This is a genomic window from Streptomyces sp. NPDC053426 (assembly GCF_055585405.1).
The window spans coordinates 88256-102844 of record NZ_JBVJKE010000006.1 but is presented as its reverse complement, the minus strand read 5'-3'; the positions used below and the strand labels follow the sequence as shown (position 1 = coordinate 102844).

Sequence of the window (14589 nt, the reverse complement as noted above, 5' to 3'; positions counted from 1 at the left end):
CCCCGGGGCCGTCCGTTATGCGGACGGCCCTATTTTTTTGCGGGTCCTCCCTGCGGTTACCGCAGGAAGGGAAAGCCGCTTGCTTGGCGCCCCGTTGTGTCCGGATGGGCATTCAAAGGGCTCGTGGTCAACGAATTCCGCAGGTGAAGACCCATTGACGTCACGGTTTCCGTCGGATTCCATTCTGCGAAACCGGGAGCGGACACACGACGTACGACCTGATCCGCCGGAGGCGATAGCGCTCCCGGCCCTCACTTCTTGTCGCACGAGTCGATCGGAACCGCCGCATGACCGACACGCTCCGCCCCGCCGAGACCGCCGTCACCCCGGCGGCCCCGGACAGCCCCCAGAAGCTCAAGCGCTCCATCGGGGTCGTCGGCGGCACACTGCTGACCCTCTCGTGCGTGACACCGGCCTCGACACTGTTCGTGGTCGTCCCCGACCTGTTCGGCTCCCTGGGCACCGCCACCGCCCTCACCATCGCCATCGGCTCGCTGCTCTGCGTCGCCGTGGCGTTCTGCTACTCGGAACTGGGCACCCTCGTCCCCAGCGCCGGCGGCGAGTACGCGATGGTCTCCACGCTCGCCGGACGGCTGGCGGGCTGGCTGGTCTTCGTACTGTCCCTGCTGGTGGTGATGATCGTGCCGCCGGTGATCGCGATGGGCACGGCCGACTACCTCGCCCCCATCGCCCACCTCGACCCGTCCTGGACCGGCGCCGCCGTCATGCTGCTCGCCACCCTCGCCGGCCTGCTGGACCTGCGCGCCAACGCCTGGATCACCGGCGTCTTCCTGGTCCTGGAGGTCATCGCGGCGGCCGTGGTGGCGGTGCTGGGCTTCGCCCACAGCGAGCGCGGCCTCGGCAGCCTGGCCTCCCTGGAGGTCGCCGGCGCCGACGGCCGCCCGGACGCCGTGACCGCCCTGCTGGTCGTCTCCGGCCTCGCCATCGCCCTGTTCGTCACCCAGGGCTTCGCCTCGGCCGTCTACCTCTCCGAGGAACTGGAGCACCCGCGCCGCAACGTCGCCCGCACGGTGCTGGCCACCCTCGGCATCTCCGCCGTCATCATCCTGGTCCCGGTCGTCGCCATCACCCTCGGCGCCTCCGACCTCGCCGAGCTGACCGGCGGCGACATCTCCGCCATGGTCACCGCCTGGTCCAACTCCGCCGTCGGCACCTTCGTCAGCCTCTGCGTGGCGCTCGCGATCGTCAACGCCGGCATCGTCATGGTCATCCAGAACTCGCGCGTCCTGTTCGCCTCCGCCCGCGACAAGGCCTGGCCCGAGCCGGTGAACGCCGTCTTCTCCCGGCTCGGCCGCTTCGGCTCCCCCTGGGTCGCCACCCTCGCGGTCGGCGTCCCCGGCGCGGTCCTGTGCTTCGTGAACCTGGACACCCTGTACGGGGTCACGGGCGTCTCCGTCACCGGCATGTACCTGCTCGTCGCCGTCGCCTCCCTGCTCTCCCGCCGCGGCGCCCACCGCCACGCCCGCTCCTGGCGCATGCCGCTGTGGCCCGCCGTGCCGGCCCTCCTGATCGTGGTCCTCGCCTACGTCCTCACCCAGCAGGAGCCGGCCCACCTCCTGTGGACCGGCGGCATCATGGCGGCCGCCACCCTCTACTGGGCCTTCTACCTCCGCCCCCGCCCCGCCACCCGCTGGCTGGTGACCTTGCCGGAGGACGCCCGCTCCTGACCGCCGGCCGAGGGAGGGACCGCGCACCGGTGAATCAGGGACCCTCAGTGACACGCCGGGCGGGTGCACCGGTCACGAAGACCCGCGTTCCGGCCGGCCGGGACGCGGGTCACGGCCGACGGCCCGGACCCGCGGGACCGTCGGCCGGCCGTCGCGGCTCACCGTCGCGCACCAGGCCGTCCCTCAGGAGGAGCGGGTCGCCGCCGGCCTCCCCGCCGTTGTCCCCGTCCGCGACAGCAAGTTCCCGCACGGCCCCGTCCTCCGCTTCCCCGCCACCGCCCGGACGGCCTTCCCCGGCACCCTCAAGGGTCCTGGGCCCGCCTAGAACCGCACCGGCTCGCGGATCAACGGGCACGTCATGCAGTGCCCGCCGCCCCGCCCGCGGCCGAGTTCCGCGCCGACGATCTCGAGGACCTCGACGCCTGCCTCGCGCAGCAGCGCGTTGGTCTGGGTGTTGCGGTCGTAGGTGAAGACGACGCCGGGTTCGAGGGCGACGGCGTTGTTGCCGCTGTCCCACTGCTGGCGTTCGGAGGCGTAGACGTCGCCGCCGGTTTCGATGACCCGTAGCTCCCGCAGGTCCAGCGCCTTGGCGACCACGTCGGTGAACGCCGCCGGCCGCTCGTCGGTGATCTCCAGTCCCGGTTCCTTGTCGCCGGGCCGCAGGGAGAAGGTGTGCACCCCGTCCATGATCTTCGGGTACAGGGTCACGATGTCGCGGTCGGCGAAGGTGAACACGGTGTCCAGGTGCATGGCGGACCGCAGTCTCGGCATGCCGGCGACGATGACGTGTTCGGCGGCGCCCTGGTCGAAGAGGGCCTTGGCGACCTGGGTGACGGCCTGGCGGGAGGTGCGTTCGCTCATCCCCATCAGGACCACACCGGCCCCGACCGGCATGATGTCGCCGCCCTCGAAGGTGGCCTGGCCCCAGTCGAGTTCGGGGTCCCCCCACCAGACGGTCGCGTCCCGGAAGTCGGGGTGGAAGGTGTAGACGGCCTTCATCAGCAGGGTCTCGTCGTGCCGGGCGGGCCAGTACAGCGGGTTGAGGGTGACCCCGCCGTAGAGCCAGCAGGTGGTGTCCCGGGTGTAGAGGGTGTTGGGCAGCGGCGGCATCAGGTACTCGCGGGTCCCGGTGGACTCCCGGGCCAGGGCCACATAGCCGGGCCGGTACTCCTCGGGCAGGTCGGTGGTGGCGAGGCCGCCGATGAGGAACTCGGCCAGGGCGTGCGGGCGGAGGGTCTCCAGGAAGGCGCGGGTGGAGTCGATGAGGCCCAGTCCGACCTCGTTGGGGACGATCTTCCGGTCGAGCAGCCAGTCGCGGGCTCCGGGCAGGGCCATGGTCTGCGCGAGGAGTTCGTGCAGTTCGACGACCTCGACGCCCCGTCGGGTCAGCTCGGCGACGAAGTCGGCGTGGTCGCGCTGGGCGTTCTCCACCCACATCACGTCGTCGAAGAGCAGGTCGTCCGCGTTGCTCGGGGTGAGCCGGTGGTGGGCGAGGCCGGGCGCGCACACCAGGACCTTGTGCAGCCGGCCCACCTCGGAGTGCACACCGAGCGGGCGGGCGGAGCCGGTGGTGGGGTCGGGTGTCACGGGCGTGCCTTTCGTGCGGAGCGGTGGTGCACAGTGCGAAGCGGTGGTTCACAGTTCGATCCAGCCGACGGCCAGGGCGATCACGCCGAGCACGGCACCGGTGAGGGAGACCGCGAGGATGACGAGTTCACGGGGTGAGAACACCCGTCGGCCCTGTTCGCGCCGTGCCATGACGAAGAGGACCGTGGCGGGCGCGTAGAGGATGAAGGAGACCAGGACGAATTTCAGGCCGGCCGCGAAGAGCAGGAACGCGGTGTACAGCGTCGCCAGCAGGGCCACGGCGAGCCCGGCGCGGGTGGTCCGGCCGCGGGTGAGGCGGTCCGGCCGCAGCGTGATCTTCAGTGCGAAGGCCGCCGCGAGCAGGAACGGGATGAGCGTCAGGGAGCTGGTGAGATTGAGGGCGAAGTTGAAGGCGTTGTCCGAGAACCAGGTGATGATCAGCACCACCTGGGTCAGCAGGGTGGACATCAGCAGCGCCGGCACGGGGACGTCGTCGGCGTTGGCGTGCCGGAGGAAGCGGGGCATGTCGTCGTCCCGGGCGGCCACGTAGAGCACCTCGGCGGCCATCAGGGCCCAGGCGAGGTAGGCGCCGAGCACGGAGACGATCAGGCCGGTGCTGATGAACACCTTGCCCCAGGTGCCGACCGCCGCCTCCAGGACGGAGGCCATGGACGGCTGGCGCAGTTCGGCGATCTCGCCCATGGGGAGAATGCCGTACGAGACGATCGTGACCGAGGCGAAGACCGCGAACACGCTCAGGAAGCCGAGGACGGTGGCCCGTCCGACGTCCTCGCGGCGCTTGGCGTGCCGCGAGTAGACGCTCGCGCCCTCGACCCCGAGGAACACGAACACGGTGATCAGCATGGTGCCGCGGACCTGGCTGAACAGGGAGCCCGCGTAGTCGGCGCCGCCGAAGTTGTCGGCGAACACGCCGGCGTCGAGGTAGAAGAGCGCCAGGATGACGAAGACGACGATCGGGATGACCTTCGCCACCGTGACGATCTTGTTGATGAACGTGGCCTCCTTCACCCCGCGCCGGATGAGGCTGTAGAACAGCCACAGCCCGAGCGTGGACAGGACGATGGCGAGCAGGGTGTCGCCCTCGCCGAGCGCGGGCCAGATCGCGCCCACCGTGGACATGATCAGCACCCAGTAGGTCACATTGCCCACGCAGGCGCTCGCCCAGTAGCCGAACGCGGAGAAGAAGCCCAGGTACTCGCCGAAGCCGGCCTTGGCGTAGGCGTACACACCGGCGTCGAGGTCGGGCCGGCGCACCGCCAGGGTCTGGAAGACGAACGCGAGCATCAGCATGCCGGTGCCGGCCACGGCCCAGGAGATGAGGGCACCGGCGACGCCGGTCTCCTCCGCGAAGCGGGCCGGGAGGGAGAAGACCCCGGCGCCGACCATCGAGCCGACGACCATGGCCGTCAGGGTCGGCAGGGTCAGTTTCGCCGCCTCTTTCTGGACGGCGGTCGCCGTGTCCGTGGCATCGGCGTCGCTCATACGGGGTCCTCGGTCGAGTCGTTGGCCGGGCCGGTCCACTCCCCGATACGTGTGCGGCATACCGGATGAAAAGTGATCATACGCAGATTCCGGACGGTGTCGTGGTGACTCGCCCGCCCCGGTCCGCACGCCGTCCGCGTACCACGGACGCGGTACGCGGCGGACCTCCCGTACGCCCCCGGGAGGTGCCCGGGTTCGGTCTCCGGTCGACATCCGTCCGACAGGTTCGCCCCGTACCGTTGACGCATGGATCTTCGACTGCCCGGATCGCGGTGGCCGCGGCCGCGACGGGTCATCGCCGCCGCGGCCGCCGTCGTCGTGCTCGCCGGTGCCGGTACGTGGACCGCCGTCGCCTCCGACGACGCGCCCGCGGTCCGCCGCGCCGACCGGGTCATGAGCGTGGGCGACGGGGTGCGCGTCGACACCTCGTACTTCACCGCCGGGCCCGGTGGCCGCCGGCCCGCCGTGCTGCTCGGGCACGGCTTCGGCGGCAGCAAGGACGACGTGCGGGAGCAGGCCGAGGACCTCGCGCGCGACGGGTACGCCGTGCTGACGTGGTCCGCGCGCGGCTTCGGCGAGTCCACCGGGAAGATCGGGCTGAACGACCCCGAGGGCGAGGTCGCCGACGTCTCCCGGCTGATCGACTGGCTGGCGGAGCGGCCCGAGGTCGAGCTCGACGAGGACGGCGACCCGCGGGTGGGGATGGCCGGTGGCTCGTACGGCGGTGCCGTCGCGCTGCTCGGCGCCGGGTACGACGACCGGATCGACGCCATCGCCCCGGCGATCACCTACTTCGACCTCGCCGACGCGCTCTTCCCGAACGGCGTCTTCAAGAAGCTGTGGGCGGGCGTCTTCGTCAACTCCGGCGGCGGCTGCGAGCGGTTCGAGCCCGCGCTGTGCGCGATGTACCAGCGGGTCGCCGAGTCCGGTGTCCCGGACGCCGAGGCGCGCGAGCTGCTGGAGGCGCGTTCGCCGGTCGCCGTCGCCGACCGCATCGACGTGCCCACGCTGCTGATGCAGGGTCAGACCGACTCCCTCTTCCCGCTCGGCCAGGCCGACGCCGCCGCCGAGGCGATCCGTGCCAACGGCGCCCCCGTCGACGTCGACTGGATCGCGGGCGGCCACGACGGCGGCGACCCGGAGACGGACCGTCTGCAACAGCGCGTACGGACCTGGTTCGACCGGTACCTGAAGGACGACAAGAACGTCGACACCGGCCCCGCCTTCCGCGTCACCCGCACCGGAGGCGTCGACTCCACCGACGGTGAGGCCGTGCTGAACGGCGCGAGCGCCGACACCTACCCGGGGCTGACGAACGGCGGCCGGTCCGTCCCCCTCACCGGACGCGAGCAGAGCTTCGCCAACCCGGCCGGCGCCAACCCGCCCGCCGTCTCCTCCCTGCCCGGCCTCGGCGGCTCCGGCGGACTCGCCCAGCTCTCCTCGCTCGGCGTCGGCATCTCCCTGGACTTCCCGGGCCAGTACGCCCGCTTCGACTCCGCTCCGGTCGCCGACGACCTGCGGATCACCGGATCGCCGACCGTCACCGTCCACGTGAGGTCGAGCAGCGAGGACGCCGTCCTCTTCGGCAAGGTGTACGACGTCGGCCCGGACGGACGGCAGCAGGTGCTCCCCTCGCAGCTCGTCGCGCCCGTCCGCGTCGAGGACGCCAAGGCCGGCAAGGACGTGAAGCTCACCCTCCCGGCCGTCGACCACAAGGTCGAGGAGGGGCACCGGCTGCGCCTGGTCCTGTCCTCCACCGACCTCGGCTACGCCTCCCCGGCCGCCCCGGCGACGTACACCGTCTCCCTGAAGAGCGACCTCACGGTGCCCACCGCCCCCGGCGTGACCACCGCCGCGGCGCCGCTGCCCGCGTGGGTGGTGTGGCTGCCGGTCGCCGGTGTCCTGATCGCCCTCGGGCTGCTGCTCACCGGCCGCCGCCGCACCACCGCACCGGCGCCCGACCCGGAACTGGCCGACGTCCCGCTCCAGATCACCGGCCTGAGCAAGCGGTACGCCCGCTCCTCGGACCGGTACGCCGTGCGGGAGCTGTCCTTCCGCGTGGAGAAGGGGCAGGTGCTCGGCCTGCTCGGGCCGAACGGAGCAGGCAAGACGACCACCCTGCGCATGCTGATGGGCCTCATCAGGCCCGACGGCGGCGAGATCCGCGTCTTCGGCCACGCCGTCCGCCCCGGCGCCCCCGTGCTGTCCCGCGTCGGCGCCTTCGTCGAGGGCGCGGGCTTCCTGCCGCACCTGTCCGGGCGGGAGAACCTGGAGCTGTACTGGCGGGCCACGGGACGTCCGGCCGAGGACGCCCACCTGGAGGAGGCCCTGGAGATCGCCGGGCTCGGCGACGCGCTCGCCCGCGCGGTGCGCACCTACTCCCAGGGCATGCGCCAGCGCCTGGCCATCGCCCAGGCCATGCTCGGCCTTCCGGACCTGCTCATCCTCGACGAACCGACCAACGGACTCGACCCGCCGCAGATCCGCGAGATGCGCGAGGTGATGATCCGGTACGCGGCCGCCGGGCGCACGGTGATCGTCTCCAGCCATCTGCTGTCGGAGGTCGAGCAGTCCTGCACCCACCTCGTGGTGATGGACCGCGGGCAGCTCGTCCAGGCCGGTCCGGTGCGGGAGATCGTCGGCTCCGGCGACACCCTGCTGGTCGGGACGGAGGCGCCCGTGGACGAGCCGGTCGCCGAGAAGATCGCCGCGCTGCCGGGCGTCGCCTCGGCCGTCCGCACCGACGAGGGGCTGCTGGTCCGGCTCGACGCCGACGGCACCGCCCCGCGCCTGGTCGCCGAACTGGTCCGGCTGGAGGTGCCCGTGGCGTCGGTGGGCCCGCACCGCCGCCTCGAAGACGCCTTCCTCACCCTGATCGGAGGTTCCGCATGAGCACGCTCACCGAGCGGGCCGAGCCCACCGAGCGGGCCGAGGTCGCCGCCGGCTACCGCGCGGGCCGCACCCTGCCCCTCCGGGTCGAGCTGGTCCGCCAGCTCAAGCGCCGCCGCACCCTCGTGATGGGCGCGATCCTCGCCGTCCTGCCGTTCGTGCTGGTGGTCGCCTTCGCGATCGGCGGCGAGCCCGACCGTCCCGGCGGCCGGGTGAACCTGATGGACACGGCCACCGCCTCCGGCGCCAACTTCGCCGCCGTGAACCTGTTCGTGTCCGCGGGCTTCCTGCTGGTCATCCCCGTCGCCCTGTTCTGCGGCGACACGGTCGCCTCGGAGGCCGGCTGGTCCTCCCTGCGCTATCTGCTCGCCGCGCCGGTGCCCCGGATGCGGCTGCTGTGGTCCAAGCTGATCGTCGGACTGGGGCTGAGCCTGGCCGCGATGGTGCTGCTGCCGGTGGTGGCGCTCGTCGTCGGCACGGCCGCCTACGGCTGGGGCCCGCTGCAGATCCCCACCGGCGGCGCGCTCGATCCCGGCACGGCGGCGCAGCGGCTCGTGGTGGTCGTGGCGTACATCTTCGTGTCGCAGCTGGTCACCGCCGGGCTCGCGTTCTGGCTGTCCACCCGCACCGACGCCCCGCTGGGCGCGGTCGGCGGAGCGGTCGGCCTGACCATCGTCGGCAACGTCCTGGACGCCGTCACCGCCCTCGGCGACTGGCGTCACTTCCTGCCCGCGCACTGGCAGTTCGCCTGGGCGGACGCCGTCCAGCCGACCCCGGAGTGGTCCGGCATGATCCAGGGCGCGTCGGTGTCCGTGACGTACGCGCTGGTGCTGTTCGCGCTGGCGTTCCGCGGGTTCGTCCGCAAGGACGTGGTGTCCTGACGCCCCCGGACCGCGCTCCTGCCGCGCGGTCCAACCGGGTGAACCTGCGCAACCGATTCCGTCGAGTCGGGTTGATGAAGGAGTAGGCCATGCGGCAGCGGAGGGCCAGAACGCGTGGCCGCTCCCATTTCTTCAAGCAGGAAGACAACCACATTGCGACAGACCCTGAGCAGGGGAGTGTTCGTGGCGGCCGCCGCCGCCACGGGCATTCTGTCCCTGTACGGAACCCCCGCCCTCGCCGACTCGTACGCGGCGGGCGGTGCCGAGGATTCTCCCGGTGTGCTGTCCGGGAACAACGTGCAGGCGCCGGTCCACGTCCCGGTGAACGCGTGCGGCAACGGCGTCAGCGTGGTCGGGGCGTTCAACGAGGCGTCCGACAACACGTGCGTCAACGGCTCCCACACATCCGAGGACGGCGCGCACGGCCACTCCGGTGACGGTGCGCGCGCGGTGGGCGGCGCCAAGGGCTCGCCCGGAGTGGCGTCCGGGAACAACGTGCAGGCGCCGGTCCACGCGCCGGTGAACGCGTGCGGCAACGGCGTCAGCGTGGTCGGGGCGTTCAACGAGGCGTCCGACAACACGTGCGTCAACGGCTCCTACGGCTCCCACGACGAGGCGGAGAAGTCCGCGGACAGGTCGCACGGCGACTCCTCGACCGCCGGTTCCTCCTACGGCGACCACGGCGACTCCGGTGACGGTGCGCGCGCGGTGGGCGCCGCCGAGGGCTCGCCCGGAGTGCTCTCCGGGAACAACGTGCAGGTGCCCGTCCACCTGCCGGTGAACGCGTGCGACAACAGCATCGACGCGATCGGGCTGTTCAACGGCGGCTACGGCGACGCCTACGGCACCACCTGCGTCAACGACGGCGGTTACGGCGGCTACGGCGAGGAGGACGAGCCCGAGAAGGAGACGCCGCCGCCCACCCACGTCAGGATGCCTCCCGCCCACGAGGTCGAGAAGCCCCCGGCCGAGGAGGCGGAAGTGCCCGGCAACCCGCCGCACCTGGCCGAGACCGGCAGCGACGGCATGATCGCCGCCTCGGCGGCCGGCGCCGTCCTGATCGCCGGCGGCGCGATGGTCTACCGCCGCGGCCGCGCCGCCTCCCGCCGCTGAGGCCGCCGGCTGCCGGGCCCGCCCCACCCGGCAGCCGTGCCCGTACGACGACGCGTCCCCCGGACCGAGACCGGTCCGGGGGACGCGTCGCTGTCGGCGCCCGTCAGCCGCTCACCGGCGACGGCGCCCCGCTGCGGCTGCCGCCGCCCGGCACGGGAACCGTCCCGCGCACCGGCGTCGACCTCAGCCGCCGGCGCACCCCCTGGACCAGCGTCGACGCCGTGAACGTCGCGCCGTGCACGAACCGCATCGCCGGACCGAAACCGGACGCGGTCACCAGGCCCGCCAGGAACAGCCCCGGATGCGACGACTCGAAGCTGTGGCCGAGCGCCGGGGAACCGTCCGGCAGCACCGCCAACGTCCCGCGCAGCTCGGCGGAGAGCAGACCGAGCCGGTCGCGGTGCGCCTTGAACCCGGTGGCGGCGATGACGTGCTCGGTCTCCAGGGAGCGCCGGGCACCGTCACGGCCGGTCAGGTCCAGGCGCAGCCCGCCCGGCACCGCGGCGGCCGCCGTGACCTCCTGGCCCGGCAGCAGGTCCACCGCCCGCTCCACCCGGTCCCGCACCCACCACGCGCCCGCGGGACCCAGCGCCGTGGCCGCGATCCGCGACCGGGACGTCTGCGGCAGCCGCCGGAACAGGCCGGGGCGCTCGGAGTAGAACCAGTTCCGCCAGCCGGGCCCGAGACCGCTGTGCGGCGAGCGGACCGACTGCCACCACGGGCGCTCCCAGGCCGGCGGCACATCGTTCCACCGCAGTCGCTCCGCCCGCGCCAGCACCCGTACCCGCGTGCCCTGTTCGGCGAGGAGCGCCGCCGTCTCCAGGGCCGCCTGGCCGCCGCCGATCACCGTGACGTCCTTGCCCTGGAAGTGGCCCAGGTCGCTGTGGTGGCTGCTGTGCGTCACCAGCGTGGGGTGCAGGCCGCGCAGGGCCGGCGGCACCTCGATGAACGGCATCACCCCGACCGCCAGCGCCACCGTCCGCGCGTGCAGCGCCTGCCCGTCCTCGGTGACCGCCGTGAACCCGTCGGCGCCGGACGAGATCCGGGCGATCGTGCGCTCGTCCACCTCCGGCACGGCGTTGCGGGCGAACCACAGGCCGTACGACGCGAACGCCTCCACCGGGATCGGGTGGGCGTGACGTGCCGTCAGGCCCTGCTCGGCGCAGTACGCGTCCAGCCGCCAGCGGCCGCCCGGGTCGGACAGGTTGGACGCCCACGGCTCCGACTTCAGGAACATGCCGCCGGGCATGTGGTCCCGCCAGGACGCCATGGGCCGGCCGAACACGCGCAGGTTCAGCCCGGCGTCCGCGGCGTGGGACGCGATCGACAGACCGTACGGACCGGCGCCCACCACCAGAAGGTCGTACATCATCAGCTGCTCGCTTTCTCGTCGTCGGTCGGGGAGGTCGGGGAGGTCAGGGAGGGAGCGGCCGCCCCGGGGACCGCCCGGGGGACCGCCCGGGGGACCGGGCGGGGCGCCGGTACGGAGGCCGCCGTGCGGCCCAGCCGCTGCCGCAGCCGGCCGGACACATGACGGGCCCACAGGGCCCACATCGCCCATCCGGGGGCGCGGTCGTCCCCGGCGTACCAGGCCAGTTCGCGCCCGCCGGACGCCGACGCCGTACGCAGCGCGGCGAACGGCGCGTAGTTCTCCACCACGAACGACCGCCCGGCCACCGGATCCCCGTCCGGCAGCGGCCGTCCGGTCAGGTCCAGGTGCAGGGCGCGTACGACGTCCAGTCCCGCGCTGTCCGAGAAGAGCCGGAACTGGGCGCCGGGGCGCGGGTTGAAGTCGAGGAGGTGGTAGCGGCCGGTCGTGCCGCAGCGGCGGAAGTCGAGGTCGAAGACGCCGCGGTAGCCGAGTTCGCCGGTGATCCGTTCGGCGAGCGCCCGGACCTCGGGGTTGGGGGTCCAGCGGCCCACCGCGGTCAGTCCCGCGCCGCGCGGCCAGGACGACTGCTTGCGGCCCGGACCGCCGGCGCGCACGGTCCCCGTACGGTCGGCGTAACCGTGGAAGAACCAGTCCCGGTCCTCGCCCGGCGGCAGATACGCCTGGAGCAGCAGCGGGCTTCCCGCCTCCGCGGTGCGCGCGTGCAGCTCCCGGGCCTGCCGCGCGGTGTGCACCAGTCGGGTGCTGCGCAGTCCGCCGCCGGCCGGCAGCAGCCAGGGGCGGCTCCACTTCGCGACCAGCGGCAGCCCGAGCCGGTGGGCGTCGTCGGCCGCCCGCCGCGGGCTGTCCGGGACGAGGGTGAGCGGGTGCGGAACGTCCGCGGCGGCGCACACGGCGGCCAGTTCCGCCTTGTCGGCGACGCGTTCGGGCAGGGTGGCCGGCATCTCGGGCAGCAGGTAGGAGGGCGTGAGGTCGTCCCGCAGCCGGCCCGCGGCGATCGCGGTGGCGTCGTCCAGCGGGATCAGCACGGCCGGGCGTCCCACCCGGCCGGCCACCCGGCGCAGCACGGCGAGGATTTGTTCCGCGGATGCCTCCGGTGGCGGCGGGGAATGCATGTGGTGGACATAACGCGAGCGGCGAACGGGACTTCCCGTGGAATCGGCGACGACATGCACCTCCACTCCCGCCCTGCCGAGCGACCGCACGGCCCCCAGTGTTCCGTGGTGAAAGGGATTCCGGTCGGTCCGCAGCAGTACGGCGGGGACACGGGTGTCGAGCAGCGACACGAATACTCACTTTCTTCTGGTGCCGGCTCACCCGCACGGGCGAGACCGGCACTCGAAAGCCGCAGTGATATTGGCACCGTCGTATGTCCTGTGCCTGAATTCATATGACTGTTCGTCAAGAGCGAGGACGTCAGGCAGAAGGCGGACGCGAGTGAGGAAGAGGAGCAGCCAATGGCCCCACAGCACAGGCGGGTCCGGGCCCGCGGGATGGCCGTGGGCGCGGCGGCGGTCGTCGTGTCCGCCGCCCTGGCGGCCGGTCCCGCGGCGGGGGCGGTGCGGACCGACGACCTCCGTCCGGCGGCGCCGGCCCCGGACGGGCCCGTGGTCACCCCCACGGTCCCCACGGTCCCCACGGTCCCCACGGTCCCCACGGCCCCCGTTGTTCCCGTGACCCCTGCCGTCCCCGCGCCCCCGAAGGCCCTCGACGTTCCGGACGCCCCGGTCGTCGGCTTCCCGTCGGTGCCCGTACCGGCCCCGCCGATGTCGCTCCGTGACATCCCGGCCTTCGGCGCCTTCCTCGCCTCCGACGCGCGCGGAGTGGCCCGCATGGGGCAGCTCAGCCGCTGGCTGGGCGGGGCCGAGATGCGCGTCGGCCACACCTACCTGCCCGGCAACCACTGGAGCGACATCGAGGGGGACATCGGCTTCCTCGAGTCGTGGGCGCGCTGGCGCAACGCCGGGGACGACCGGATGCTCGTCCTCAACGTCCCGATGCAGGAGCGCAACGAGGAGGGCGTCCCCGACCACGAGGTCCGGCAGCTGCTGCGGCGGGGCGCCGCCGGGGAGTTCGACCACCACTTCCGTGCCCTCGCCGAGCGGCTGGTCGAGCTGAAGGTGCCGGACACGGTCCTGGTGCTCGGCTGGGAGATGAACGGCGTCACCTACACCCACCGCTGCGGTCCCGACCCGGAATCCTGGAAGAAGTACTGGAACCGGATCGTGAAGACCATGCGCGCGGTGCCGGGCCAGGAATTCCGGTTCGACTTCACACCGAGCCGCGGCCGGGACGCCGTTCCCTGGACCGAGTGCTACCCCGGGGACGACACGGTCGACATCATCGGAATGGATTCCTACGACCAGCCGGCCGGGCGCTCCTTCGACGAACAGGTGAAGGAGCCGTACGGGCTCCAGGCCCACGTGGATTTCGCGAAGGCCCACGGAAAACCGATCTCCTATCCCGAATGGGGGCTTTTCCGCAACGGCGACAATCCCGAGTACATGCGGCGCATGCTCGCGTGGATCGACCGGCACAAGCCGCTCTACAACACGCTCACCGACTACTGCCCGCACGGGGTGTGGCAGTGCGACGACAACCCGGACTCGTCCCGCGTCTACAAGTCCGTCCTCTTCGGCCGCACCCACGAGGAGGAGCCGGACACCACGCCGCAGACCCCGGCGCCCACTCCCGCGCCGACCACGCCCGAGACACCGCTGCCGCCGGAGAACTGCTCGCCGCTGGACCTGGGCCAGTGGGTGGAGTACTGGCTCGGCGGAAGGCTCTGCCTCCGCTTCGACTGGTGGTCGCGCACCCGGTAGGACCACCCCGGCCGCGTCACCGCTGCACATCGGCGGCGGTGGCCGGGCCGGGCACCGAGGCGGCGGGGGCGGGGTCGTCGTCCCGGACGGACCGCCTCGGCCGGGCGAGCAGCACCAGGCCGCCCAGCAGGCCGCCCGCGCTCGCCCCCACCAGCGCGGTCACCTCCGACGTCGCGGACGACGGCTTGCCCGGCTTCACCGCGCGCGAGAACTGCACGAGCCGGACCTGGGTGCTGCCCTTGGTGTCCTCGGCGTGCCGGGTCAGCGCGCGCGAGACCGCGTTGGCCATGTCGACGGCCAGCTCGGGCCGCGCGGAGGTGGCCGTGACGGCGACCATCGGCGCGTCCGGCGAGGTCGCCGTGCGGACGCTGTCCCGCAGCGTGCGCACCGGCACACCGGCCCACACCTGCGCGTCGCCGAGCACCGCGAGCTGGGTGGCGACCCGGCCGTACGCCTGCGCGAAACCGCGGGCCGCGTCCGGGGTCGCCTTGTCGGTCGGTACGGCGACGACGTAACTGGTGGCCGTGTACGCCGGGGGTGTGAACGCGCCGTACGCGCCGCCGAGCAGACCGCCGAGGAGCGTGCCCGCCACCAGCGCGGACCAGGCCGGCGGCTTTCTGACACGGTCCAGGGACGGACGGAGCCGACGGGTCGGGGTGTCGGTCATGACGGGCTTGCTCCCTCGAAGGTACGGCGAAGTGCGGCGGAGTACGGCG

Annotated in this window: 11 protein-coding genes and 1 pseudogene; 6 read left to right on the top strand and 6 right to left on the bottom strand. The window is 72.8% G+C overall.

What is annotated here, in order from left to right; genetic code table 11:
• The first annotated feature begins 287 nt into the window (after nt 1-287).
• Nucleotides 288-1688: an APC family permease gene (locus tag ACZ62B_RS14255; protein ID WP_468878207.1), complete on the top strand. Its 1401-nt coding sequence runs from the start codon at nt 288-290 to the stop codon at nt 1686-1688.
• Nucleotides 1689-1797: 109 nt separating this feature from the next.
• Here the strand turns inward: ACZ62B_RS14255 and ACZ62B_RS14250 are convergent, their stop codons facing one another.
• On the bottom strand, nt 1798-1938 hold the full coding sequence (locus ACZ62B_RS14250; RefSeq protein ID WP_469690462.1) for a hypothetical protein: 141 nt from the start codon (nt 1936-1938) through the stop codon (nt 1798-1800).
• Between ACZ62B_RS14250 and ACZ62B_RS14245 the strand changes: the two are divergent.
• Nucleotides 1927-2013 (top strand): annotated as a pseudogene (locus ACZ62B_RS14245) (DUF397 domain-containing protein); the annotation flags it as partial. The gene ACZ62B_RS14250 and the pseudogene ACZ62B_RS14245 sit on opposite strands and share 12 nt — an antisense overlap.
• Here the strand turns inward: ACZ62B_RS14245 and ACZ62B_RS14240 are convergent.
• Nucleotides 2010-3275 (bottom strand): arginine deiminase, encoded by a 1266-nt coding sequence (locus ACZ62B_RS14240; protein ID WP_344563399.1) that lies wholly within the window; start codon nt 3273-3275, stop codon nt 2010-2012. The pseudogene ACZ62B_RS14245 and the gene ACZ62B_RS14240 sit on opposite strands and share 4 nt — an antisense overlap.
• A gap of 48 nt (nt 3276-3323) precedes the next feature.
• Nucleotides 3324-4778 carry a basic amino acid/polyamine antiporter gene (locus tag ACZ62B_RS14235; protein ID WP_344563397.1) on the bottom strand — a complete coding sequence of 485 codons (1455 nt, stop codon included), beginning with the start codon at nt 4776-4778 and terminating at the stop codon, nt 3324-3326.
• A gap of 246 nt (nt 4779-5024) precedes the next feature.
• On the opposite strand from ACZ62B_RS14235, the gene ACZ62B_RS14230 reads away from it, so the two are divergent.
• From ACZ62B_RS14230 to ACZ62B_RS14220, 3 genes are all read left to right on the top strand, one after another.
• A complete protein-coding gene (locus ACZ62B_RS14230) occupies nt 5025-7670 on the top strand; it encodes an alpha/beta fold hydrolase (protein ID WP_469690459.1) in 2646 nt (881 codons plus the stop codon).
• Complete coding sequence (locus tag ACZ62B_RS14225; protein ID WP_344563393.1) at nt 7667-8548, top strand: ABC transporter permease; 882 nt, start codon at nt 7667-7669, stop codon at nt 8546-8548. The genes ACZ62B_RS14230 and ACZ62B_RS14225 overlap by 4 nt, the downstream gene beginning before the upstream one ends.
• Nucleotides 8549-8701: 153 nt before the next feature.
• Nucleotides 8702-9661: a chaplin family protein gene (locus tag ACZ62B_RS14220; protein ID WP_344563391.1), complete on the top strand. Its 960-nt coding sequence runs from the start codon at nt 8702-8704 to the stop codon at nt 9659-9661.
• Nucleotides 9662-9764: 103 nt separating this feature from the next.
• Here the strand turns inward: ACZ62B_RS14220 and ACZ62B_RS14215 are convergent, their stop codons facing one another.
• Nucleotides 9765-11030, bottom strand: a complete 1266-nt coding sequence (locus ACZ62B_RS14215; protein ID WP_344563768.1) for an NAD(P)-binding domain-containing protein — start codon at nt 11028-11030, stop codon at nt 9765-9767.
• A 2-nt stretch (nt 11031-11032) separates the two neighbouring features.
• A complete protein-coding gene (locus tag ACZ62B_RS14210; protein ID WP_468878218.1) occupies nt 11033-12337 on the bottom strand; it encodes a carboxylate--amine ligase in 1305 nt (434 codons plus the stop codon).
• A 171-nt stretch (nt 12338-12508) separates the two neighbouring features.
• Between ACZ62B_RS14210 and ACZ62B_RS14205 the strand changes: the two genes are divergently transcribed.
• A complete protein-coding gene (locus ACZ62B_RS14205; RefSeq protein ID WP_469690454.1) occupies nt 12509-13873 on the top strand; it encodes a glycoside hydrolase family 26 protein in 1365 nt (454 codons plus the stop codon).
• A gap of 16 nt (nt 13874-13889) precedes the next feature.
• Here ACZ62B_RS14205 and ACZ62B_RS14200 read toward each other — a convergent pair whose 3' ends face one another.
• A complete protein-coding gene (locus ACZ62B_RS14200) occupies nt 13890-14540 on the bottom strand; it encodes a YveK family protein (RefSeq protein ID WP_469690451.1) in 651 nt (216 codons plus the stop codon).
• Nucleotides 14541-14589 lie beyond the last annotated feature (49 nt).

What these genes read in the sequence shown, in the direction of transcription:
- ACZ62B_RS14255 (WP_468878207.1), top strand. Translation starts at nt 288, where the DNA reads ATGACCGACACGCTCCGCCCCGCCGAGACCGCCGTCACCCCGGCGGCC.
- ACZ62B_RS14225 (WP_344563393.1), top strand. Translation starts at nt 7,667, where the DNA reads ATGAGCACGCTCACCGAGCGGGCCGAGCCCACCGAGCGGGCCGAGGTC.
- ACZ62B_RS14215 (WP_344563768.1), bottom strand. Translation starts at nt 11,030, where the DNA reads ATGTACGACCTTCTGGTGGTGGGCGCCGGTCCGTACGGTCTGTCGATC.
- ACZ62B_RS14205 (WP_469690454.1), top strand. Translation starts at nt 12,509, where the DNA reads ATGGCCCCACAGCACAGGCGGGTCCGGGCCCGCGGGATGGCCGTGGGC.
- ACZ62B_RS14200 (WP_469690451.1), bottom strand. Translation starts at nt 14,540, where the DNA reads ATGACCGACACCCCGACCCGTCGGCTCCGTCCGTCCCTGGACCGTGTC.
- ACZ62B_RS14230 (WP_469690459.1), top strand. Translation starts at nt 5,025, where the DNA reads ATGGATCTTCGACTGCCCGGATCGCGGTGGCCGCGGCCGCGACGGGTC.
- ACZ62B_RS14235 (WP_344563397.1), bottom strand. Translation starts at nt 4,778, where the DNA reads ATGAGCGACGCCGATGCCACGGACACGGCGACCGCCGTCCAGAAAGAG.